Annotated in this window: 22 protein-coding genes; 13 read left to right on the top strand and 9 right to left on the bottom strand. The window is 44.4% G+C overall.

What is annotated here, in order from left to right:
- The 3 genes from KUG37_RS11170 to rimI form a co-directional block, all read left to right on the top strand.
- Positions 1–287: elongation factor Tu (locus KUG37_RS11170; RefSeq protein ID WP_216936497.1), on the top strand; the 287-nt coding region annotated here is incomplete at its 5' end.
- Between the two features lie 221 nt (positions 288–508).
- Positions 509–1,390 carry a metal-dependent hydrolase gene (locus KUG37_RS11165; protein ID WP_216936495.1) on the top strand — a complete coding sequence of 294 codons (882 nt, stop codon included), beginning with the start codon at positions 509–511 and terminating at the stop codon, positions 1,388–1,390.
- Positions 1,391–1,495: 105 nt separating this feature from the next.
- Positions 1,496–1,954 (top strand): ribosomal protein S18-alanine N-acetyltransferase, encoded by a 459-nt coding sequence (gene rimI / locus KUG37_RS11160; protein WP_216936492.1) that lies wholly within the window; start codon positions 1,496–1,498, stop codon positions 1,952–1,954.
- Between the two features lie 15 nt (positions 1,955–1,969).
- On the opposite strand, the gene KUG37_RS11155 is transcribed toward rimI, so the two are convergent.
- The 3 genes from KUG37_RS11155 to trxB form a co-directional block, all read right to left on the bottom strand.
- Positions 1,970–2,785, bottom strand: a complete 816-nt coding sequence (locus KUG37_RS11155; RefSeq protein WP_216936490.1) for an arginyltransferase — start codon at positions 2,783–2,785, stop codon at positions 1,970–1,972.
- A gap of 21 nt (positions 2,786–2,806) precedes the next feature.
- On the bottom strand, positions 2,807–3,538 hold the full coding sequence (gene aat, locus KUG37_RS11150) for a leucyl/phenylalanyl-tRNA--protein transferase (protein WP_216936488.1): 732 nt from the start codon (positions 3,536–3,538) through the stop codon (positions 2,807–2,809).
- Positions 3,539–3,629: 91 nt separating this feature from the next.
- On the bottom strand, positions 3,630–4,592 hold the full coding sequence (trxB, locus tag KUG37_RS11145) for a thioredoxin-disulfide reductase (RefSeq protein WP_216936486.1): 963 nt from the start codon (positions 4,590–4,592) through the stop codon (positions 3,630–3,632).
- A 250-nt stretch (positions 4,593–4,842) separates the two neighbouring features.
- Between trxB and KUG37_RS11140 the strand changes: the two genes are divergently transcribed.
- Positions 4,843–7,899 (top strand): DNA translocase FtsK, encoded by a 3,057-nt coding sequence (locus tag KUG37_RS11140; RefSeq protein WP_216936484.1) that lies wholly within the window; start codon positions 4,843–4,845, stop codon positions 7,897–7,899.
- Positions 7,900–7,965: 66 nt separating this feature from the next.
- On the opposite strand, the gene KUG37_RS11135 is transcribed toward KUG37_RS11140, so the two are convergent.
- The 6 genes from KUG37_RS11135 to KUG37_RS11110 all read right to left on the bottom strand — a co-directional run bounded on the left by KUG37_RS11135 (position 7,966) and on the right by KUG37_RS11110 (position 12,623).
- On the bottom strand, positions 7,966–8,253 hold the full coding sequence (locus KUG37_RS11135) for a PA4642 family protein (protein ID WP_005096030.1): 288 nt from the start codon (positions 8,251–8,253) through the stop codon (positions 7,966–7,968).
- A 331-nt stretch (positions 8,254–8,584) separates the two neighbouring features.
- Positions 8,585–8,857 (bottom strand): cell division topological specificity factor MinE, encoded by a 273-nt coding sequence (gene minE, locus KUG37_RS11130; RefSeq protein WP_216936481.1) that lies wholly within the window; start codon positions 8,855–8,857, stop codon positions 8,585–8,587.
- Positions 8,858–8,859: 2 nt separating this feature from the next.
- Positions 8,860–9,672, bottom strand: a complete 813-nt coding sequence (gene minD, locus KUG37_RS11125; protein ID WP_004646120.1) for a septum site-determining protein MinD — start codon at positions 9,670–9,672, stop codon at positions 8,860–8,862.
- Between the two features lie 66 nt (positions 9,673–9,738).
- Positions 9,739–10,455, bottom strand: coding sequence for a septum site-determining protein MinC (gene minC / locus KUG37_RS11120; protein ID WP_216936479.1), 717 nt, complete (start codon positions 10,453–10,455; stop codon positions 9,739–9,741).
- Between the two features lie 159 nt (positions 10,456–10,614).
- A complete protein-coding gene (locus KUG37_RS11115) occupies positions 10,615–11,679 on the bottom strand; it encodes a preprotein translocase subunit SecA (protein WP_216936477.1) in 1,065 nt (354 codons plus the stop codon).
- 17 nt (positions 11,680–11,696) lie between these two features.
- Complete coding sequence (locus KUG37_RS11110; RefSeq protein WP_216936475.1) at positions 11,697–12,623, bottom strand: acyltransferase; 927 nt, start codon at positions 12,621–12,623, stop codon at positions 11,697–11,699.
- Between the two features lie 254 nt (positions 12,624–12,877).
- Here KUG37_RS11110 and KUG37_RS11105 point away from each other — a divergent pair, with 254 nt between their 5' ends.
- The 9 genes from KUG37_RS11105 to KUG37_RS11065 all read left to right on the top strand — a co-directional run bounded on the left by KUG37_RS11105 (position 12,878) and on the right by KUG37_RS11065 (position 22,403).
- Positions 12,878–13,531, top strand: coding sequence for an OmpA family protein (locus KUG37_RS11105; RefSeq protein WP_216936473.1), 654 nt, complete (start codon positions 12,878–12,880; stop codon positions 13,529–13,531).
- A gap of 147 nt (positions 13,532–13,678) precedes the next feature.
- Positions 13,679–15,718, top strand: coding sequence for a UvrD-helicase domain-containing protein (locus KUG37_RS11100; RefSeq protein WP_216936471.1), 2,040 nt, complete (start codon positions 13,679–13,681; stop codon positions 15,716–15,718).
- A gap of 46 nt (positions 15,719–15,764) precedes the next feature.
- Positions 15,765–16,217: a dUTP diphosphatase gene (dut, locus tag KUG37_RS11095; RefSeq protein WP_216936469.1), complete on the top strand. Its 453-nt coding sequence runs from the start codon at positions 15,765–15,767 to the stop codon at positions 16,215–16,217.
- Positions 16,218–16,776: 559 nt separating this feature from the next.
- The gene (locus tag KUG37_RS11090) at positions 16,777–18,195 is read left to right on the top strand and encodes a phosphomannomutase/phosphoglucomutase (RefSeq protein ID WP_216936467.1); all 1,419 of its coding nucleotides are present in this window, start codon (positions 16,777–16,779) and stop codon (positions 18,193–18,195) included.
- Between the two features lie 10 nt (positions 18,196–18,205).
- Positions 18,206–19,114, top strand: a complete 909-nt coding sequence (gene argB / locus KUG37_RS11085; protein ID WP_216936459.1) for an acetylglutamate kinase — start codon at positions 18,206–18,208, stop codon at positions 19,112–19,114.
- 143 nt (positions 19,115–19,257) lie between these two features.
- The gene (locus KUG37_RS11080; RefSeq protein WP_216936457.1) at positions 19,258–20,106 is read left to right on the top strand and encodes a class II glutamine amidotransferase; all 849 of its coding nucleotides are present in this window, start codon (positions 19,258–19,260) and stop codon (positions 20,104–20,106) included.
- 286 nt (positions 20,107–20,392) lie between these two features.
- On the top strand, positions 20,393–20,848 hold the full coding sequence (locus KUG37_RS11075; protein ID WP_216936455.1) for a bacteriohemerythrin: 456 nt from the start codon (positions 20,393–20,395) through the stop codon (positions 20,846–20,848).
- Between the two features lie 143 nt (positions 20,849–20,991).
- Entirely contained in the window at positions 20,992–22,071 is a 1,080-nt protein-coding gene (locus KUG37_RS11070; protein ID WP_216936453.1) for a hypothetical protein, read from the top strand.
- Positions 22,071–22,403: an RnfH family protein gene (locus KUG37_RS11065; RefSeq protein WP_216936451.1), complete on the top strand. Its 333-nt coding sequence runs from the start codon at positions 22,071–22,073 to the stop codon at positions 22,401–22,403. The genes KUG37_RS11070 and KUG37_RS11065 overlap by 1 nt, the downstream gene beginning before the upstream one ends.
- Positions 22,404–22,450 lie beyond the last annotated feature (47 nt).

Below are 22,450 nucleotides of genomic sequence, written 5' to 3'. Positions count from 1 at the left end.
AGCCACATACTAAATTCGATGCGGAAGTATACGTACTTTCTAAAGAAGAAGGTGGTCGTCACACTCCATTCCTTAACGGCTACCGTCCACAGTTCTACTTCCGTACTACGGACGTAACTGGTGCGATCTCGCTTAAAGAAGGCGTGGAAATGGTTATGCCTGGTGACAACGTTGAGATGTCAGTAGAGCTAATCCACCCGATCGCAATGGACCCAGGTCTACGTTTTGCGATCCGTGAAGGCGGTCGTACAGTTGGTGCTGGTGTAGTTTCTAAAGTAACTGCATAATCACTAATTGTGTAAAAAAAAGCGCCTCTTTGAGGCGCTTTTTTTGACTTAAATTTGTATAACACTAAAAAAAAATGTCTGACAATTATTTATAAAGCTGGCCTTATCTGATATTGGCCTGACCTAAACTGCACTTATGTAAAAAAAATTACCACGTAGTATACAAATAAGAATATGAATATTACATTTTCGGGCCTGAATTGACCCGATGGAGTGGTCAGATGAACGCTAAAGTAAATATTACCAATCGTGCGGGTGCAAGTTTTCCGGTTCGTCGCATGAACTTTGATTTTGATGCTGTACCGGAATACTGGATGAATGGTTCAGCAGGTCTCACACATTTTATGACCGCATTATCTGCACTATTTCCAGCGGGTGAAAAGTACTTCATCGATAGCGTACGTGTAGTGCGTAAACATCCTGCCATCGCCAATAACGATGCATTACAAAAAGAAATTTCCGCTTTTATTGGTCAAGAAGCCATGCATACTCATGAGCATATCGGGTTTAATGCTTCTGCACAAAAGCATGGACATGATGTGGAGACACTTGATCGTTATACCGATAAAGTCATTCAAATGACGCGTAAAGTCATGGCCAAATTGGCTAAGCCTGTGGGTATAACCCAAGAAATGATAGATTTGACTGCAACGACGGCACTTGAGCATTTCACCGCAACGATTGCCTCACAGCTGTTAACCAATAGCCACATTCAAGAACTGATGACAGATGAAACTATGAAAACCATGTGGTTATGGCATGCCATCGAAGAAAATGAACATAAGGCAGTCGCTTATGATGTCTTTGAAGGCGTTTTTGGAAAAGGCTTAAAAGCATATGCACTGCGTACCTCATCCTTGGTCATCGCGATGGCGACATTGTTTGTGGTGCAAAGCTATTTCCTTGCCCGTTTACTCAAACAGGATCGGCAGCTCAATCTTGAATCCTTAAATTCTATTTATACTTATGCTTACAGTCCTTCTAAAGGCGTGATTACGGGTATGGCTAAAGAAATGCTGATGTATTTTAAACCGGGATTCCATCCGAATGATCTTCATACAGATCGGCTGCTGGCAACCTGGAAAGCCGAACTGGGTCTGTAACAGAGCTGAATATTGAAGAGCGACAGAAATCGCTCTTTTTTTTGTTCGATTTTTTGTATGAAGTTTCTATAATGCGAAGGTTGATTCTATATAAGATGAACGAAGATGATTCGTTTAATGCAAGCAGCGGATGTAGAAGCCGTTGCAAAGATTGAGAGATTGGTTCAATCACATCCCTGGACCTTGAAGCAGTTTGAGGATGCTGTGACAGCTTATCAAAGCACAGTAATCGAAGTGCAGGGGCAGGTGGTAGGGTTTTGTATTTTACAACCGGTGCTGGATGAAGCTAATTTATTGCTGATGGCAGTTGATCCGGCACAGCAAGGCCGTGGTTTGGGCTATCAGTTACTGGAGGCTTCAGTAGCCATGCTCAAGAATAATCCGGTACAGATTTTTCTTGAAGTTCGCGAAAGTAATCAGGCCGCAATCAAGCTTTATGAAAAATCAGGCTTTCATCAGATTGATCTGCGCAAGAATTATTATCCGACCAGCAACAGAGGTCGCGAACATGCCATCATTATGGTGAAAGCATGTACCGATGATTTTGCCAGCCTGTTTAAATAAGAGAAGCTGACGAGCTTATTTAATGATCTGGTGATTCCATCCGCTGGGTAAGGTCGTCATCAATGAGTTTCCCAGGTGCTGAATCTCCGTGGCACTCAGGGCATGATTTAAGCGTCGCCATTGTCCATCTATCAAGAGTTCCAGTGGCAGATACTGGGATTTGTAATTCATCTTGTTGGAATGCGGTACCCAATAACCCAGATAGATAAACTGTAAGCCAAGCTTTTGTGCATGTTCAATCTGTTTCAGAATGGCAAATGCACCGAGTGAGCGGCGATTTTCATCCGGATCAAAGAAGGTATAGACGGCAGAGATGCCATCATCCAGCAAGTCGCAGGTGGAAACGCTGATCAAACGATCATCCTGCCATAATTCTAGAAAGAAGCTATCGGTACAGCTTTGCAATAAAAATTTTTCGAACTGGTCCCGAGTGGGGGGAAACATGTCGCCATCTGCGTGGCGTTCATTGATGTAGCGTTCATACAGTGCATAGTGCAGGTCACCGGCTTGCTTTGGACTGGTAAGTTTCATCAGCAGATCCTGATTGCGTTTCCAGGCTTTTTTTTGTGAACTGTTCATGCGGAATTCAGCGACCGGCACACGCGAAGACAGGCATTGACGGCACAGGTGACATTCGGGACGATAGACAAAATCGCCACTGCGACGGAAACCGGTACGTGACAGTTCCGATAAAGTCACCACATCTATACGATGCGCAGGATCCAGAAAAACCATGCGCGCTGACTTGTTGGGCAAATAGCTGCAGTCATGTGGCGGCGTAATATAATACTGTAAATCGTTCAGTAGGGCCTTTGGCTGATAAGAGTTCATAACAACTACCCTCTGTTATTTTCATTCACTTAATCGCGCGTTTTGCGCTATTGTTTTACTTGAAAATACACCTTCCTGATACTTTTTCCAATCGATAGCAGGCTTTTTTACAATATCTTGTAACGAAGTAAGATAGGCCTGGCGAGAAAGTGTGCAGGCACCCAGGCTTAACAGGTGATCATTCACCAGCTGGCAGTCGATCCAGGGCAGTTCATTTTCCTGCCCAATCAACATTAAAGTATAGAAAGCCATTTTAGAAGCATCGGTCTGCGTACTAAACATCGATTCACCAAAACAACCCTGGCCAATCGTCACACCATAAAGCCCACCTACGATGCGATCATCTTCCCAGACCTCAATACTATAGCCATATCCGGCATCGAACATGTCACAGTATCCTGCGATAATATCTTCACTAATCCAGGTATCTTCTGCATAAGCACGCGGCAGTGAACAGGAACGAATCACCCTTTCAAAAGCATGATTGACCGTAATTTTATAGTCCCATTTTTTCATATTGCGGATCAGGGATTTACTAGGATGATAATCATGGGGCCGAATAATACAGCGTGGTTCAGGACTCCACCAGCAAATGGGTTCACCCTCAGAAAACCAAGGGAATAAGCCATGGGTATAGGCTTCAAAAAGTGTGGAAGGGGAGAGGTCTGCGCCAATGCAAATCAGCCCTTCACCGTCAGGATCAACCGCCATCGGGTCAGGAAAAATAAACTGTGAGCGAGGAAGTAGATGCATGGCAGACCTGAAATAAAACTATAGATAAATCATAATCTAATTCTAGCAATAAAAAAGCCGCCCATCAGGACGGCTTTTTTATTTTTGCTGCTTAGTCTAGTTTGCCCATGGCATCAAGATATTTTTCCGCATCCAGTGCAGCCATACAGCCTGAACCCGCAGAAGTAATTGCCTGACGGTAAATGCTGTCAGCAATGTCACCGGCTGCAAATACACCCGGCACCGAAGTTTGGGTTGCATTACCTGCAGTACCACTTTGTACCTGGATATAACCGTCACGAAGCTCTAACTGGCCTTCAAACATGCCGCTATTTGGTTTGTGACCAATTGCGACAAACATACCAGTTACGTCAACATTTTGAGTCGAGCCATCCAGAGTTGACTTAATACGTACTGAGGTCACACCAGATTGTGCATCCCCGAGTACTTCATCGACTTGATGGTTCCAGATAATGCTGATCTTGCCTTCTTTTTCTTTAGCAAATAAATGATCTTGCAAGATTTTTTCAGAACGTAATGAATCACGGCGATGTACCAGGGTCACATGCGAAGCAATATTGGATAAGTATAACGCTTCTTCAACAGCGGTATTACCACCACCAACAACCATCACTTTCTGGTTTTTATAGAAGAAACCGTCACAGGTGGCACAGGCACTCACCCCCTGACCCATAAAGGCAGCTTCAGATTCAAGGCCAAGGTATTGAGCTGTTGCACCGGTACAGATGATTAACGCATCACAAGTGAACTCTTCCATATCGCCTTTTAATACGAAAGGACGCTGGCTCAGGTCAACTTCATTGATGTGGTCATATACGATTTCAGTGCCAAAGCGCTCGGCATGCGCCTGCATACGCTCCATCAATGCAGGGCCAGTTAAGCCTTCAGGGTCACCCGGCCAGTTATCTACTTCAGTGGTCGTAGTAAGCTGCCCACCCAGTTGCAAGCCTGCAATCAGGGTGGGTTTCAAGTTTGCACGCGCTGCATAGACTGCTGCGCTATAGCCTGCAGGGCCAGAACCTAAAATAATCAGTCGTGAGTGACGTGCGCTCATCAGCTGTATCCTTTTTTATTTAGAAATTTATTGAATTATACGTGAAACTGTATAACAGTGGTGTGAGATTAAAGTTGATATTATTGATCAGTGAAATCGATTTGGGCTATATAGCATAAGTACACATTGTGCTTGCACAATAGTGCATCTTTTTTTATAGAACAGGTGCATAATATATATATTATTGCGTCGCTTTTTTTAAGTATTAAAGCAAAAGAATATTCATGAAGAATTGGTTACAGGACAGTATATGACAGCGGTGTCGAGTGCCTATGCACAGCGCTTAATAATGACATTATTTTTAGTCTCGTTTGGGATTTATCTGTTTCTTGCAACAGTGACCTATACGCCATTTGATCCGGGATGGATGCATATCTCTAGCGATACGCAAACCGTTTCGAATGCCAGTGGGGTAGCGGGTGCCTGGATTGCAGACCTTTTGTTTGGCTTTCTCGGTTGGGCAAGTCTGCTGATTCCTGCCTATCTGTTTATGGAAGCGATTCAGGTCTGGTGGCCGCGCAGCTTCCTGAACCGGCCATTCCGCTATGCCGCCCAATTCTTCTTGCTTTTGACCACATCAGCATTGTTGTTTTTATTCTGGCAAGTTCCTAGCGATACGCTGGATAATTCTTCTGGAGGTATCATTGGCTATGAACTGGGCCAAAGTCTGGAACAACTGCTGACGGTATATGGTGCAGCATTCTTTCTGCTGGTGCTGTGGGTGGTATTATTTACCTTGGCCTTTGGGGTGAAGTGGAATAAAACCTGGAGCAGCATCAAGGCCACCCCGGCTTATTTACAGGATCTGTTCTATCGCAATGTACCTGAAGGTATGTCTGATTTTGACCGGACTGCAGCTGTCGCAAAAAAAGAGCCAGTCAATAATGCGAAAAAAGTAGCTGTTGCCGTCACGCCTGCACCGGAGCATCAACTGGTCAATATCGATCCGGTGGTGCGTGATCAGGTGGCTGAACGCTTATTTGATGATTTTGCTGATAAAGAATCACAACAGCCGCAGTTCGATGACAATATTCCCGAAACTGTGCAGCAGGCTGCTGAGCCTGTCGAAACATTTAAGCAAGCACAGCAAGTGCCTCAACAGCCGGACCGTGTTGTGGCAACAGGGCAGGTATGGCGTGCCTTACATTCCAATGAAGATCAGCGCCATAAACAGGATATTGATGCCTTACTCAAAGCTGCCGAAGAAGAGCAGCACAGTGCTCCAGCTTCACATTTAGCTAATTCCCCAGCTATGCCGTCTCAGCCGCATTCACAAGCCGGAACAGCGCCTGCTACACATACAGCGCTAGACTGGGATGATGATGAAATCTTTGATGAACTGCTGGCTGCTGTTCCACAAGGGAAAACTGCGACAGATGTGCATAGCCCATTCAATGCTGCGCCTGCTGAAAAGTCTCTGAGATTTGCAGAAGATATTGCCAATGTTGCGCCTGTTATGGCCTCTGTAGCAACCGCACATGCAGTAAAAAATAGCGCATTACAAGCCGATCTGGATGATCTGGGTGATTTACTGGTTGAAGAGGAGCCAACTCAACCTGTACGCGCATCTAGCTACGCGCAATCCTCTGCTTTTGTACAGGCACCGATTCAGCATCAAGGTGTAGCGCAGCCGGCATCTCATCCTTCTGCAACCCATGCATCAGTACGCGAGGCTTTATCTAAAGAAGAATTTGTAGAAGCCTGGCAAGAAACGGCGGGTAAGCCACAAGATGAAGACGAGTTTGATTTTGACGCACCTTTAACCGATGCTTCAGGCCGTCCAATGTCACGCGCCATGCAAGTGGCTGAGCGTCGTAAAGACCTATCGCCTCTTCCGGGTCTCGATTTGCTGGATAAAGTCGATCCGAATAAAAAAGTGAATTTTACCGAAGAACAGTTGGTACGTTTATCTGAACTGCTTGAAATCAAGCTGCAAGAATTTAATGTCAAAGCCAAAGTGGTAGAAGCACAGCCGGGCCCAGTCGTGACACGTTTTGAACTGGATCTGGCACCAGGGGTAAAAGCCTCTAAAGTGACGAATATTTCCCGAGATCTGGCACGTTCAATGTCGATGGCATCGGTTCGTGTGGTTGAAGTGATTCCGGGCAAACCGTATATCGGTATTGAAGTACCAAACAGTACCCGTGAAATGGTGCGTTTAATTGAACTTCTCACCATTCCAGCCTTCACTGATCCGAACAGCATCCTCTCCATGGCAATGGGTAAGGATATTTCCGGTAATCCGGTGATTGCTGACTTGGGCAAAGCGCCGCATATGCTGGTGGCCGGAACCACGGGTTCAGGTAAATCGGTCGCAGTCAATTCGATGATTCTATCGATGTTGCTCAAATACAGCCCTGAACAGTTGCGTTTGATTCTGATTGATCCAAAGCAGTTGGAATTGGCCAACTATAACGATATTCCCCATTTGTTGACGCCTGTAGTCACCGATATGAAAGATGCGGTGAGTGCATTGAACTGGTGTGTCAATGAAATGGAACGTCGTTATAAGCTGATGTCTTTCCTGAAAATCCGTAAACTGAGCGATTATAACCGCAAGGTCGAAGAGGCAATTGCCAATGGCGAAGACCTGATCGATCCAACCTGGAAGGCCAGCGATTCAGTGGTGGGTGAGCGTGCACCGCGTTTAACGCCGTTGCCATCTATTGTGATTGTCGCGGATGAATTTGCTGACATGATCATGCAGGTGGGTAAAAAAGCTGAAGAGATGATTACCCGTCTGGCACAAAAATCGCGTGCGGCAGGTATTCACTTGCTATTAGCAACTCAGCGACCATCGGTCGATGTGATTACCGGTCTGATTAAAGCCAACATTCCGACGCGTGTCGCGCTGCGTGTGAACTCGAAGATCGACTCGCGCACCATTCTGGATGCGGGTGGTGCAGAAGACCTACTTGGTCATGGTGACATGCTGTTCTTGGGCCCAGGTAAGATTGAACCTGAGCGTGTGCATGGCGCCTTTATTGCCGATGATGAGGTGAACCGGATCTGTGATGCATGGCGTGAACGTGGTTCGCCAAATTATGTCGATGAAATCCTGACACCATTTGATGAAGAACCATCGAGTCGCGGTTTTGAAGATGGTGGCGAGGGCGGTTCAGATCGCGATGCACTGTATGATCAGTGTGTGGCATTCGTTCTAGAAACCCGCAAGGCATCGACGTCTTCGCTCCAGCGTAAGTTTAGCCTGGGTTATAACCGTGCTGCACGAATTATCGACCAGATGGAAGAAAACGGCATTGTCAGCGGCATGGGTGCCAATGGTAAGCGTGAGATTCTGGTCTAGTTCCAGAAATTTCAGCCCTAAAAAAAGCCTGCTTATATAGCAGGCTTTTTAATACACTATTTAAAATCAGGCAAACTTAGCCAATACCGCCAAAAACTCGGCACTTTGACGTGGGAAGGTGGCAATCACGTCATGAATTCGCTGTCCTTCTGGATTGGTTGCATTGACATCACGGCCATCAGCGACAAATTTTGTCAACAGGCGTTCATAATCGAATGGACGCATATGCTTGAAAGCATGATAGAGCACGTGAAAATCAGCATTAACGCCTGCAGGAGGAAGCTGGTTCAGGTAGGCAAATACACGTTCATCTGACCATTCTTCGTTAAAGGTCGCTGGTTGAGATAATGCCATCGCAATTTCCTTGATCTAATGTAGTTTTTTCGGCATGAAAAAAGGCAAAATTTGGAGGATAAAAAAAGCCGTTTTGCTTGGCCCTGCCAACTTGAAGCGCAGCTTTTCGTCTTGCGACTGACTAAATCCTTAAAGTCATACTTTAAGTTTGGTGATTCAGTCTATTCGAAGCTAAGCTTCTCATCTTGCGGTAGGGTAAAAGTTATACTTAGCTTATCCAGTCCACTCGAAGCACATAGCTTCTCGTCTTGCGACTGGGCAAAGCAGTGCTTTGCTTATCCAGTCTCATATTTTGCCTTGAATCAATTTGCTTGACCAATCAAAAATCAGATTATCGTTCTTCAGGTAAATTGATATTCATTTCAAGCATTTCAATATTGGCTTCAGAACGTACCGACATTTGAATATGCTGTTCATCAACACCGCGAACATAACGATTGACCACTTGCATGATTTCGATCTTCATCTGGTCAATTTTGTCCTGGCTCAAACGACGACCCAAGCCTTGTTCGGATGCAACGATCACCTTCAAACGGTCTTTAGCAGTACGTGCGCTTGATGGTTTATCCTCGCCACTAAAAAGTTTACTCCAGAATCCTGCCATGTCTACGCTCCAAATAGTCGTGCTAACCAGCCCTTAGGTTTTACCTCGATATGACGGTAAGGACGCTCTTCGCCAAGGAAACGTGCCACCAGGTCATCATAAGCCTGACCTGCAGAAGCCTCAGTGAAAAGAATCACCGGCTTACCTTCATTTGATGCTTGTAAAACGCTTGGACACTCAGGAATCACGCCCAAGGTTGGTACACGTAAAATATCTTTAGAAATATCGTCAATCGTCAGCATTTCCTGTTTATCGGCACGTTCCGGATTGAAACGGGTAATACACAGATGCTTACGAATGCGACCTTCGTTTTGTTCTACTTTTTTAGTTTTACTGTCGAGCATACCAATGATACGGTCAGAGTCACGCACTGAAGAAATTTCAGGGTTAGTTACGATGATCGCTTCATCTGCGTGGTACATGGCCAGAATGGCACCGCGCTCAATACCGGCAGGTGAATCACAAATAATATAATCAAATTCCTGCGAAAGCTCATCCATTACACGAGCAACACCTTCATCGGTTAAGGCATCTTTATCACGTGTTTGTGATGCAGGTAAAATATATAAGTTTTCAATATCTTTATCGCGAATCAGTGCTTGTTGTAATCGTGCTTCGTTATTTAAAACATTCACAAAATCATAAACTACACGGCGTTCACAGCCCATAATCAAATCAAGGTTACGTAAACCCACATCAAAATCAATAACAACAGTTTTGTGACCGCGTAGGGCTAAACCTGTTGCAAAAGATGCACTTGTTGTAGTTTTACCTACACCACCTTTGCCTGACGTTACGACAACAATTTTCGCCACCGAATCCACTCCTGTTATGGTTCAAATCCCCTGTTTAAAAAGGGGTTTTTGGTGTTTATTTATACATTAAAATTGTAGAGCTTCAAATACAAGCTCTAGTTGATCATTTAAGTAAATATGCACAGATTTTTTAACCACATGCGGTGGAATGTCATCCGCCACACAATAGGTGCCTGCAATCGAGATCAGTTCAGCTTCCAGGTTATGGCAAAAAATGCGTGCTGCAGTATTGCCACCAGCACCAGCAATCAGGCGGCCGCGGGCACTGCCATAGACATGGATATTGCCCGATGCAATGATTTCTGAACCGCTGTTCAGACCGGCATTGAGAATAATGTCGCCATTATGCTGCACAATACATTGGCCGGTACGTAGAATTTCATCATGATATGAGGTTACATGGGCAACGATCGGGCCTGCAACTACCGGATTATCACTGGCAGCAACTGCCGGTTCAGGTTTGACTTCTACCACCTGTTCTTTGGTGGCTTTAATTTCTTCAAGCTGGCGATCAGGTGGCAGTACCGGAAACTGGATGGCACGCGCCTGATCTCCGAGTAAGCCTTCAGTCACGGCCATCGGTTGTATATCCAGGTCGATTAACAACTGAATCAAGGCAATCAGTTCCTGCTCCACTGAACTTTCAATGACTGCCAAAGTACCAGATGGAAATGCTGCTTGTAATTTTGGGCTAAGTTGCTGTCGGATTGCATCATGATCATTGGTATCTAGACTAATGCGTATCGCATTGACCATTCTGCCTTTTATCCGTATATCAGCCATAATTCTTCCTTAAATACTTCTGACCTGCTGGTTTTATGTCGAAGCAATGTTGTAAATAGTGCAAATCCTAGAACAAATCGCAGTAATTCTCTAGCGATCTCAGTTATTTTTTTATACGAACAGAACCGGACTGTTTGGTCTGATTCTGTACTTTAAACTTTATTTATCTATTGAGCTCTGATTTTGCTCATGTTCTTCTAAAATCTGTTGCCACTGTTTGACTTTAACCTGTTTTCGTATCGCTTCAAGTGTTTCAAAAACAGCCGATTCCACCAATTTATCAATATGAGGATTATGTTCAACCTGAATCTGGCTGATTTTATCTGAAATCATGGTAAAAGTCGGATTTTCTTTTTGACCTGTGTGGGTAAATGGATCGATCAGACCTTGAGTGATATTTTCCCCCAGACGTTGGCCAATACTTTGAATTTGCTGTTCAATTCGACTACCAACAATCGGAATCAGACGTAATAGCTGGGTCAACTCTGGTGTATCTTCAATGGCCTTATTCACCACTTGTCCCACATTTTTAGCAATCATGAAGCGTTGCGCCTGCAGTTCCTTACCCAAAGATTCCTGCAAGATATCTGCCAAGGCAATTGCCAGTAACTTACGGTGATGTTCGACTAAATCATCAATCAACTGTTTATGTGAAGTACTCGTGGTTAGTTCACGTTTAATGCCATCCAGTACAGTCAGCACCACCCGGCTGGAAAGTTCTTCCATCAGCATGTTGTAATAAAAATGACCCTGGCGGTACCAGCGGCTGGGAATGACCTGATAGCCGTGGCTATGCAGGTTATAGCCAATCGCCACTGCACGCAGCAGGCGCAGAAAACGTAGCTGTGGCAGAATCGATAGAATTTCATACCAGTGCACAAATGGGAAGAACCACCAGCGTCGATGGTGACACAGCACAATTGCAATACCCCAGCGTGCTAGCAATTCACAGATCAGGAAAGTGGTAAACCAGCCCTCGGTAATGATGACCCAAGGGCGTAAATCACTTTTATAAAACTGCAAGACTTCGGGTAAACGAATGAAGTCAAACAACCACTGACCAAAATCGCTTATTAAAATGGCATTGGCACTAAGACAGAACAGGTTGATGATGATTAAAATCATCATAAAAATGTCGTAAATCAGTGCAACTTTCCAGCCCCAAGTTCCTTTACGAATAAATTTAAATGAGCTGGAGGTAATATCCGGGTTGTCGTTCTTCATGGTTACTCAGGCAAAAATCAGACAGTACTTTGGTCAAAGTTCTGCCGCATTTGCGCTATTAGTTGATCTTTTTCAGTCCAGATTTGATCTATCCATTTCTGGAAACGTGCACGGTATTCAGCATTATCTTCATAATTGCCACCGAGCACCCAGTCAGGAATATCAATTTTTCTTAAATTTACCGCAATACGTGGCACTTCACCTAACCAAAATTCACCATAACCCGGAATACCGTCAGGATAAACGATGGTCATGTCGACCAGTGCATCAATTTTATCGCCCAAGATGCTCAGCGCCAATGCCAGACCACCCGCCTTAGGTTTCAGTAAATATGTATAGGGAGATTGCTGCTGATCGTGCTTTTCCTGGGTAAAGCGGGTGCCTTCCAGATAATTTAACAAGGTAAACGGCTGACTGATCAGCTGTTCACAGGATTTGCGCGCTTCTTCCATATCCCGGTATTTCAGCGCAGGATTTTTGGCAATCTGTTCCTTGCTATGTCGTTTCATCATCGGGAAGCCTAAAATTTTAAAGGCTTGGCCGATAAAAGGAATAAAAATAAGTTCCCATTTGGTAAAGAAACGCGTCAGGGGCATACGGGTCAAACCGAAGTATTGGTTGACGGTGGTATCGACCCAGCTTTGATGATTACAGGTCATCAAATAACGGCCCTGCATATTTAAATCCAGCGATTCATCTATGCTGATTTGCCATTGCGTGTTTTTCAGGACATGATCAATCAGCCAGTTATTTACCCCTAACCAGCTGTTGGTGATCTTGATGTTGGTTTCATCCACTTTTGCAGATTTTTTAAAAAGTTTGGTGAAACCCAAAGCCAACACCGGGGGGCCATGAAAAAACGTACTGCCGGTCATGACTGAAGTGACCGTCAGGCCACGTGCCAGTTTTTTTAAAGTCTTTTGCTTGTTGCTATTTGATGACATATCAAAACAGTCCCCACAAATTAATCGCTTAAATTTTTTCATATTTTGAGTAATATAGAGACAGTTGAGCAAATAAAAAAGCCTGAACAGGAAACTATGAAGATATTGTGATGAACTCCTTCATTTTAGTTACATATAAACATTACAAAATATTACTAAACGATTTATTATTAACAAAAATTCAATGGTGATTCCATTCTGTTTCATCCATTATTTCACTTATATACAACAAAGCATACAAAAGGAGGCATGCAATGCGTGCACTAGTAATTTCCGCAGCTGTAGCAGGGGCAGTAGCACTTACAGGTTGTCAATCAACTGGTAGTAACCTGGGTGGCGTGGAATATGACAAAACTGCTTTAGGTACTTTAATTGGTGCTGCAGCAGGATACGGTATTTCTAAAGGCAATGCGAATACTAGCCGTCAAAATAACCGTGCTGCTGCTATCGGTGCAGTCCTAGGTGGTGCTACTGGTGTTTATCTGGATAACAAAGAGAAAAAATTGCGTCAGCAAATGGCGGGTACTGGTGTCGAAGTTAACCGTAATCCAGATGGTTCTGTTGGCCTGATCATGCCTGGTAACATTACATTTGATACCAATAAATCGAATATCAAACCAAATTTCTATCCAACTTTGAACAAGGTTGCACAGACACTGACTGAAGATACCAAGAGCGGTATCCTGGTGACTGGCTATACTGACAGCACTGGTAATGACTCAATCAATATCCCGCTGTCTCAGGCACGCGCACAAGCTGTTGCAAACTACCTGATTGCTCAGGGCATTTCACCTACACGCATTAATGCGCAAGGACTCGGTTCAGCGGATCCAATCGCATCTAATGCGACACCACAAGGCCGTGAGCAAAACCGTCGTGTGGAGCTAAGCATTTACGCAATCCAATAATTCTTTATGGATTCAATGCTGAATTAAAAAACCACCTTCGGGTGGTTTTTTTATGCCAGATTAATGACCATTAAAAACGTAATTTGCATTAGGCAAAGTGCTACAGAGATGACTATAATCGGAGCCGAATCTAGAAGAGGAAGCCCTATGTCACTCGCCAGTCAGTTAAATGACAAGCAACTTGAAGCCATGAAATACACTCAAGGACCCTTGTTAGTACTTGCAGGAGCGGGTTCAGGTAAGACTTCAGTGATCACGCGAAAAATCGCGTATTTAGTCAAGCATTGCGGGATTCCTGCGCATCGTATTACCGCTATGACCTTTACCAATAAAGCAGCACGTGAGATGAAAGAACGTGTCAGCAAGTTATTGACGCGTGAAGAAAGTAAAGGTGTTTCAGTTTCGACTTTCCATACCTTTGGCCTGAATATGCTACGCCTGGAGTTGAAACATACCCCACTTAAAAATAATTTCTCGATTCTGGATGCAGATGACTGCAAGCGCATTCTGATGGATTTGATGCATCGTGATAATTTATCCGGTGCGGAAAGCAAAGAACTGATTGCCAAAGCCATGAAAATGATCTCGGACTGGAAAAATGATCTGATTCCACCCGAGCAGGCGCATACCACCTGTGAAACTGCCGAAGATGTCCAGTTTGCGCATTTATATCAGCTCTATGAGCGTAATTTGCGTGCTTATAACGCAGTAGATTTTGATGACCTGATTGTGATGCCAGCGCGCTTGCTGCAGGAAAATGCCGAAGTCCGAGACAAATGGCAAAACCGCGTGCGTTATTTGCTGGTCGATGAATATCAGGATACCAACACCGCACAGTATATTCTGGTGAAATTACTGGTGGGCGTGATGGGGCAGTTCACTGCCGTAGGCGACGATGACCAGTCGATTTATGCCTGGCGTGGTGCTAAGCCGGAAAATATGGCCCTGCTGCAGCAAGATTTCCCGAATTTAAAAGTGATCAAGCTGGAACAGAACTATCGTTCGACCAGTCGTATTCTTAAAGCAGCCAACACTGTCATTGGTAATAATCCGCATATTTTTGAAAAAAAACTCTGGTCAGACAAAGGCCATGGTGAAGTGATCCGGGTGATTACCTGCCGCAATGACGACGACGAAGCAGAACGCGTGGTCAAAGACCTGATCACGCATAAATTGATGAATGGTAAAAGCTGGAAAGATTATGCGGTGTTGTACCGCGGGAATTTTCAGGCGCGTATTTTGGAAACCTATTTACGTCAGATGCAGATTCCGTACAAACTTTCTGGCGGACAGTCCTTCTTTGCGCGTGCCGAAATCAAGGACATGATGAGTTATTTACGCCTGATCATTAACCCTGAAGATGACAGCGCGTTTCTGAGAATTATCAATACGCCAAAACGGGCGATTGGTCCGGTAACACTAGAAAAACTTGGATTATTTGCTCAGGAAAATAACCTGTCCTTGCTGGCAGCAGCAGCAGATCAGCGTCTGACCATGGTGATTCCGAAAAAGGCCACTACCCAATTGGCTGAGTTTGCCGATTTTATTGAGGGCTTTACCCGCAATTTACTGGATGATGATGAACCCGTGCCGATCATTCGTCAGATGATGATTGAAGCCGGTTATATCGATTACATCAAGGAAACTGCAGCCACGCCGGCGCAGGAAAAAACCAAGCTCGACAATATCGAGGTGCTGTACAGCAGCATTCAGAGCCTGATTAACCGTGCTGAAGATGTCGACGAAAAGAATATTGAAAGTGTGATTCGTAAAATGGTGCTGCTGGATATGCTGGATCAGCAACAGGAAGAAGAAGACACCGATAAGGTCAACCTGCTGACCTTGCATGCATCTAAAGGTCTTGAGTTCCCTTATGTCTATCTGATCGGGCTGGAAGAAGAAATTCTGCCACATAAAAACTCGATTGCTGCAGAAACTGTCGAAGAGGAGCGCCGTCTGATGTATGTGGGGATTACCCGTGCGCGTCAAGGGCTGACCATAACTCTGGCAGAACAGCGCAAGGCGGGTGGTCAGATGAAGCAAATGACCCCAAGCCGTTTCCTGGATGAATTGCCAGAAGATGAGCTGGAATGGTTAGGTCGCAAGAAAAAGCTGGCCGGCAACATCGATCCGAAATTACAGGCACAGCATTATCTGGATAATTTGCGTAACCTCATCAAACGATAATACGCACGCTGTCTCTTATTTTAAATGAAACAACAGGAATGAATACATGAAAGTTCAGGTGAAAGTCCTTGACTCGCGTCTCGGTCAGGAATGGCCATTACCGACTTATGCTACGACAGGTTCAGCAGGGCTGGATTTGCGTGCTTGTGTTGAAGCAACCACCATCATTGAGCCGGGCCAAACTGTCTTGGTGAAAACAGGCTTGGCAATTTATATCGAAGATGCGGCCTTTGCGGGTCTGATTCTGCCACGTTCAGGCCTGGGTCATAAACATGGGATCGTGCTGGGTAATCTGGTCGGCCTCATCGATTCAGATTATCAGGGTGAATTGATGGTATCGGTCTGGAATCGCAGCCAGACTCCATTCAGCCTGGAACCAGGTGAGCGTTTGGCTCAGTATGTGCTGGTGCCGGTAGTACAAGCTGAATTTGATCTGGTGGATGAATTCGAAGCAACCGAGCGTGGCGCGGGTGGTTTTGGTCATACTGGTAAAAACTAAATATAAGATGACTTACATTACTGGGCTGATGTAAGTCATTTTGAATAAATAACTCATTTCGTTTAATAATTGAATAATAGATATCTTTCATAAATCAGAACACGATCGCTCTATTCATATTTAAATAGAGAGTGGAAGTCCTTTCTTCCTTTGGGATGAGACGCACTGCTTCTAAATGGGATAAGGGGCATAAAAGGACCGCTTCCTGAGGAATATCAGTGATTAAAAAATGATGTTTGGAAAAACTCTCATATTTTAGGCAATAAAATATTATTTATTTAAATAAGGGTAGTTGGCTGTGATAAGTAAATTGCTCTTCAATCAAAATAAATAGACTGAATCTTAAGAAAATAAAATTTGAATAAAGAGTAAATCAAAGCGATTTAATTACAAGAATACTATACTTCTAAAATTTTGGATTATATTTTTATAATTGATTGTTACATTGAAATCGTTTAAAAATAGCGAGTCTTAAAACAAAAACAAATGTTTAAAGTCATTATGATGAAACCATCATTTTATATCTCCTTATACTAACGAATAGTGAAAAGAATAGTTTATGGGATCTATGAGTCATCCACTCCCGCTGCATATTTTTCGTGCCTATGATATACGCGGTAAAGTCAGTGTATTGGGTACGGGAATTATTGAAGCAATTGCCCACGGTTTAGCGCAGCAATATCAGGTTGCGGGACAGACACGTGTCGCGATTGGTTATGATGCACGGATCAGTAGTCCGGCTTTTGCCGACATTATTGCGCGTATTTTTAAAGATTATTCACTTGAAACCACCATTATCGGTTGTTGCTCCAGTCCAATGCTGTATTTCACCGCACGCCAGTTTGATGGCAACGGCATTATGGTCACTGCTAGCCATAATCCTAAAGAAGATAACGGAATTAAATGGATAATCTGTGGTGAGCCGCCATGTCCCGATCTGATTCAGCAGGTGGCGCAACTGGCAGAACCTCATTGTAGTCATCAGTTACTGACATTGCCGGAACAGCCCCATCTGATTATTTCTGAGTTTTGTCTGCAATATCAGCAGGGAATCTTGCAAGATATCCAGTTCACTCGATCATTCAAAGTCGTGCTGGATGGTCTAAATGGCTCGGCTGGACGTTGTGCCAACCTGGTACTCAATAAGCTGGGATGCGAAGTTACAGCCTTGCGTTGTAATGCCAATGGTCATTTTCCAGATCATGCCCCAGACCCTTCACAAGAAGCACATCTGGATAATTTACGCCAAACTGTGTTGCAGCAGCAGGCCGATCTGGGCATTGCACTGGATGGTGATGGAGACCGTGTGGTTCTGATTGATGAGCAGGGCCGGATTATCACTGCGGATCAGTTGTTGTGCCTTTTTGCGGAAATCTGTTTAACCGGTTCGGCACCCCGTCAATTTGTTTATGATGTCAAATGTTCGACCCTGGTTCGGGATACGGTGCAACGCTTGGGTGGTGAGCCGGTGATGATCCGTACGGGCAGTTCATTCTTGCGAACTTATCTGGCAAAATCTCAGCAGCAGGCGATTTTTGGCGGTGAATATGCCGGACATTATGTATTTAATGATGGTCGTGGCTGGGGCTACGATGATGGCCTGTATGCAGCGCTCAGAGTCATGGAATATCTGGACCAAACGGGCCAAACGCTGTCACAGGCCTTAGCCGCTTATCCTAAATGCTGTGGAACCGAAGACCTGTATATTTCGACCCATCAGGTGTCTCCAGTTGAGCTTTTAAACGTTGTTGAGCAGCAATCTGCAACAATTGACGCGCAAATCAGTAAAATTGATGGGATACGTCTTGATTTTGAGGATGGTTTTGGCATCATTCGAGCATCCAATACAGGTGAGTATTTCACAGTGCGCTTTGATGCCGATGATGCCCAGCGTCTGAATGAGATTCGTCATCTGTTTGTGGCCATGTTGCGTGACCGTTATCCAGAGATCGCTCAAGATATTTTAGATGCTCAATAGGGAGAGGCGAATGCCAAATCAACAAACAGGCATCGACAAAGCACAGATTTTGACAGAAGCTTTGCCGTATATTCAACGCTTTGCGGGTAAAACCCTGGTGGTAAAATACGGCGGCAATGCAATGACCGATCCTGAACTGGAAAGCTCATTTGCACGCGATATCGTATTATTAAAAACGGTCGGCATTAATCCGATCGTGGTACATGGCGGTGGTCCGCAAGTGGATTCCATGCTGAAACAGCTGGGCCGTGAGTCAGACCGTATTGACGGGATGCGCGTGACTGATCCTGCGACCATGGAAGTGGTCGAGATGGTGCTGGGTGGTAGTGTCAATAAATCGATTGTGAACCTGATCAACCAGCATGGTGGTCGTGCGATTGGTTTAACCGGTAAAGATGGTAACCTGATTCGCGCTCAAAAGCTGTTAATGGAAAAAATTGCCGAAGATGGCTCAGTCCAGCAAATTGATTTGGGTCTGGTCGGTGAAGTGGTCGGTATAAAAACCGATGTGCTGGAAATGTTTACCAATAGTGATTTTATTCCAGTGATTGCACCGCTTGGGGTAGATGAAGAAGGTAATACTTACAATATCAATGCTGATCTGGTAGCGGGTAAGGTGGCTGAAGCTCTTGGTGCAGAGAAGCTGATTTTGCTGACCAATATCAGCGGTGTGCTTGATGAAAATAAAAACTTGCTGACCGGTTTAACCACGCAGGAAGTCGATCGTCTGATCGAGACTGGCGTGATTTATGGTGGCATGATTCCAAAAGTGGGCTGTGCGCTTGATGCGGTGAAAGGCGGTGTGGTGAGTGCACATATTGTTGATGGTCGCGTACCGCATGCGAGCCTGCTGGAAATTTTCACCGATCACGGTGTAGGTACCCTGATTACCAACCGCCCGAATCCACATCGTACATAAGTGATGCTGCACAACATATGCTGAAAAAAAGAGTCTCGATGGAGGCTCTTTTTTATCTTAATTTATTCGCGCCAGATATTTGAAATGACTGAAGTAGTCATGCACAATAAGTTTCTAAGTCAATAGCGAGCTGAATCCAGACCATGTGCCAACTGCTTGGAATGAATTGTGCCACCCCGACGGATATTACTTTTTCATTTCGCGGGTTTTCTCAACGGGCAGGAATAACATCGGATCATGCTGATGGTTTTGGAATTGCTTTCTTTGAGGATAAAGCCTGTCGTTTATTTGTGGATAATCAGTCTGCGGTTGAGTCACCAATTGCAGAGCTGGTGCGGAATTATCCAATCAAATCGCGTAATGTGATTGCGCATATCCGTAAAGCGACCCAAGGCAAGATCAATCTGGAAAATTCGCATCCTTTTAGCCGTGAACTTTGGGGCCGGCAATGGATTTTTGCCCATAATGGCGATTTACATGATTATTTCCCGGTGCTGAGTGGCCGTTTTACCCCGGTCGGCAATACCGATAGCGAACGTGCGTTTTGCTATTTACTTGATCAACTGGTGAAACGCTTTGGCTATGATGAACCGCATCTGGATCAGGTTTTTGATTTGCTGACTGAAGTCTGCCCTGCGATTGCAGAACATGGCACCTTTAATTTTTGCCTTTCCAATGGTCAGGCCCTGTTTAGTTATGCCATCACCAAATTACATTGGCTGGTACGTGAATACCCGTTTAGACCGGCCCAGCTCATTGATATTGATGTTGAAGTCGACTTTAGCCAGGTGACCACCCCGAAAGATCGGGTCGCCGTCATTACCACCGAGCCATTGACCCAGAATGAAGAATGGACCGCTTTTCAACCGGGAGAAATGATCCTGTTTAAAGATGGTACCAAGCATCGTTCCCAACTGACTCAGGTTGAGCGGTTGGAGCGGGAACGTCTGGATCCTTCCTTAAAACGTTTGACCAAAGCAGACTTATATTAAAAAACAGCACTTAATATTTTAAAGAGCGGGTGTTAATTCCCGTTTTTTAATGAGTTTTTTATTTAAATGAGATGGAAAATACAATATTTAAAATCGTGAATTGATTAAATAATATCTGACTCTTATGCTTGGGTTTAATATTTAATTTGTCTTTAAAACAGATGCTTATGCTGTTTTTGTGGTTATTAGCTCAAAGTTGACTGATTTACTTCATTTTTATTTGAATCAATAGTCTATATGATGCCTTTAATGTGATAAGTCATTAATATTTATATAGGTGGTCGTAATGAAAATGAAATGGATCCCAGATTATAATACTGGCATCGATGTGATTGACGATCAGCACAAACGAATTCTTGATTATATCAATGAAATTGAGGAGATCAATGTAAACACCGACCGTGCCCGTATTAAACAGATCCTCGATAATATTATTGATTATACCCAGTCGCATTTTACCTTCGAAGAATCTCTTCAGGAAGAAGCAGGTTATAAATACCGAGTTCCCCATAAACGTGTGCATGACCTGTTTATTAAAAAAATCGAGTCTTATCGTGACCGTTTTGAACTTGGGCAGTCGATTGAATCAGAACTGCATGAAGTATTATCTAAATGGCTCATTAACCATATTCAGCACGATGATGCCGATTATGTGGGTGCAGTCAAAGTAAATATGATGGGAATCATTAAAGAAAAAGAACAGAAAAAAGGTAAAAACTGGTTCGCCCGGTTTTTCTCATAATAAAAGATCTGAGCAGATAACAAGAATTACAATTCAATTATAAATTTGGCGCAGCAAATCATCATCATGGTGGTTTGCTTTTTGTTTTTGATTTTCACCGCTTCACAAGGCAAAATAGCGCTAGATTTTTATAGGAATGCATCATGCAGGACAATGCTATGTCAAAATGGTTATCGCCGCTGATGGCTTTCTGTTTATCGTTTATTATCATCGCGACGCTCGCACCGATAACCGGTATACAGATTGATCGTCAGCTGGATTTCTGGATGCTCTGGTTAGCCACCATGCTGATTCTGGCACTTCCAGTCTGCTACTTGGAAATTGCTTTGGCCAAGCGCTCTAAAACTACCGCATTACAGGCGCTGTCTACGCTGACCCGTGAAGCGGATGCGTCACAGAAATGGCGTATTGTCGGCTGGTTAAGTGTGATCTTTATTCCGTTTCTGGCAGGTGCCATGCTGAACAATGCCAGCAATATTCTGGCGCTTGCTGCATTTGATCTTGCACCGAATCTTTTGTTTATAGGATTGGCGTTGGCGGCTCTGGCCTTGTCCTTGTTACCACGTCAAATTCTACTGCTCATTACAGCAGTGGGGGTGCTGGCTTCACTGCTCTTGGCAAATGTCATGGGAACAGCATTGCCTGTATGGCAAGTGACTCCAGTCGAGTTTTCTGAGTGGGGGAATGCGACGGTATTGGCACTGGTTGCCAGTGGACTGGGTATGGGTCTGTACTGGCAGTCTAGCCTGAGCGCGGTAAAACAACAGGATGTTGCCAGCAAGACAGTCTTGCCGATCTGGATTGCACAGTTAGTTGCTGTCATTACATTTGCCTTTTTCACAGTGCAGGCACAAATCCCTGCATTCACCTTGGTCGCAGCGATAGTGGCGGCTGCCGCATTAATTTTGCAAATGGCACGTGAACAGTTACAGCAACGTCAGCTTCATCCTGCGATTCGATGGGTGATTGTGGCTGTTGTTACTCTAATCTGGGTAATACCAAATGTGACGCCAATTTTCAATGTGGTGCTGTTACTCTGGGGTTTATTGATTTGCTTGATCTACGCGCTATTTGCCGGCTGGATCATGAAGATCAGCCATTTGCGTAAATCAATGAATTTCAGCTCTGAAGTCTTCTATAACATGTGGCGTATTGCAGTACGTGTGGTATTGCCTGTTGGGATTATTCTGGCGATGGTTGCGGTCTTAGGACAGTTAATCTGATGAATAAGCCGATGATCTGGGTGGCTTATGCGACTCCGGAGCAACAGTGGCATCTGGCTGTCCCATTTCAGGCTGGTATGACTGCATTGGACGCTATCCAGCAAAGTGATATAGCAGAGCAGGTTGCATTACCTGAACCCTTATCTTTGGGTATCTTTGGCGTGCGCTTGCAGGATTATCATCAGCCACTGGTAGCAGGTGACCGGGTTGAAATTTATCGACCACTGACCATCAATCCTAAAGATATCAGGCGTAAACGCGCCGAGAAGAATCCGGTGGGTCGTTATGCCAGAGGCAATCTTTTAAGAAAGCTGAAACCCTCTTCCGAATAGAAAGCTGTTTGAATGAGCAGTGCCCTTGATTATCTGATCAATCAATC

This window comes from Acinetobacter sp. BY419 (genome assembly GCF_019038395.1).
Lineage (GTDB): Bacteria > Pseudomonadota > Gammaproteobacteria > Pseudomonadales > Moraxellaceae > Acinetobacter.
This window is presented reverse-complemented; position numbering and strand designations above follow the sequence as displayed.

Excerpts from the sequence above, each read along its gene's own strand:
- KUG37_RS11165 (WP_216936495.1), top strand. The coding sequence starts at position 509 with ATGAACGCTAAAGTAAATATTACCAATCGTGCGGGTGCAAGTTTTCCG.
- rimI (WP_216936492.1), top strand. The coding sequence starts at position 1,496 with ATGATTCGTTTAATGCAAGCAGCGGATGTAGAAGCCGTTGCAAAGATT.
- KUG37_RS11155 (WP_216936490.1), bottom strand. The coding sequence starts at position 2,785 with ATGAACTCTTATCAGCCAAAGGCCCTACTGAACGATTTACAGTATTAT.
- aat (WP_216936488.1), bottom strand. The coding sequence starts at position 3,538 with ATGCATCTACTTCCTCGCTCACAGTTTATTTTTCCTGACCCGATGGCG.
- trxB (WP_216936486.1), bottom strand. The coding sequence starts at position 4,592 with ATGAGCGCACGTCACTCACGACTGATTATTTTAGGTTCTGGCCCTGCA.
- KUG37_RS11140 (WP_216936484.1), top strand. The coding sequence starts at position 4,843 with ATGACAGCGGTGTCGAGTGCCTATGCACAGCGCTTAATAATGACATTA.
- KUG37_RS11135 (WP_005096030.1), bottom strand. The coding sequence starts at position 8,253 with ATGGCATTATCTCAACCAGCGACCTTTAACGAAGAATGGTCAGATGAA.
- minE (WP_216936481.1), bottom strand. The coding sequence starts at position 8,857 with ATGGCAGGATTCTGGAGTAAACTTTTTAGTGGCGAGGATAAACCATCA.
- minC (WP_216936479.1), bottom strand. The coding sequence starts at position 10,455 with ATGGCTGATATACGGATAAAAGGCAGAATGGTCAATGCGATACGCATT.
- KUG37_RS11115 (WP_216936477.1), bottom strand. The coding sequence starts at position 11,679 with ATGAAGAACGACAACCCGGATATTACCTCCAGCTCATTTAAATTTATT.
- KUG37_RS11110 (WP_216936475.1), bottom strand. The coding sequence starts at position 12,623 with ATGTCATCAAATAGCAACAAGCAAAAGACTTTAAAAAAACTGGCACGT.
- KUG37_RS11105 (WP_216936473.1), top strand. The coding sequence starts at position 12,878 with ATGCGTGCACTAGTAATTTCCGCAGCTGTAGCAGGGGCAGTAGCACTT.
- KUG37_RS11100 (WP_216936471.1), top strand. The coding sequence starts at position 13,679 with ATGTCACTCGCCAGTCAGTTAAATGACAAGCAACTTGAAGCCATGAAA.
- dut (WP_216936469.1), top strand. The coding sequence starts at position 15,765 with ATGAAAGTTCAGGTGAAAGTCCTTGACTCGCGTCTCGGTCAGGAATGG.
- KUG37_RS11090 (WP_216936467.1), top strand. The coding sequence starts at position 16,777 with ATGGGATCTATGAGTCATCCACTCCCGCTGCATATTTTTCGTGCCTAT.
- argB (WP_216936459.1), top strand. The coding sequence starts at position 18,206 with ATGCCAAATCAACAAACAGGCATCGACAAAGCACAGATTTTGACAGAA.
- KUG37_RS11080 (WP_216936457.1), top strand. The coding sequence starts at position 19,258 with ATGTGCCAACTGCTTGGAATGAATTGTGCCACCCCGACGGATATTACT.
- KUG37_RS11075 (WP_216936455.1), top strand. The coding sequence starts at position 20,393 with ATGAAAATGAAATGGATCCCAGATTATAATACTGGCATCGATGTGATT.
- KUG37_RS11070 (WP_216936453.1), top strand. The coding sequence starts at position 20,992 with ATGCAGGACAATGCTATGTCAAAATGGTTATCGCCGCTGATGGCTTTC.
- KUG37_RS11065 (WP_216936451.1), top strand. The coding sequence starts at position 22,071 with ATGAATAAGCCGATGATCTGGGTGGCTTATGCGACTCCGGAGCAACAG.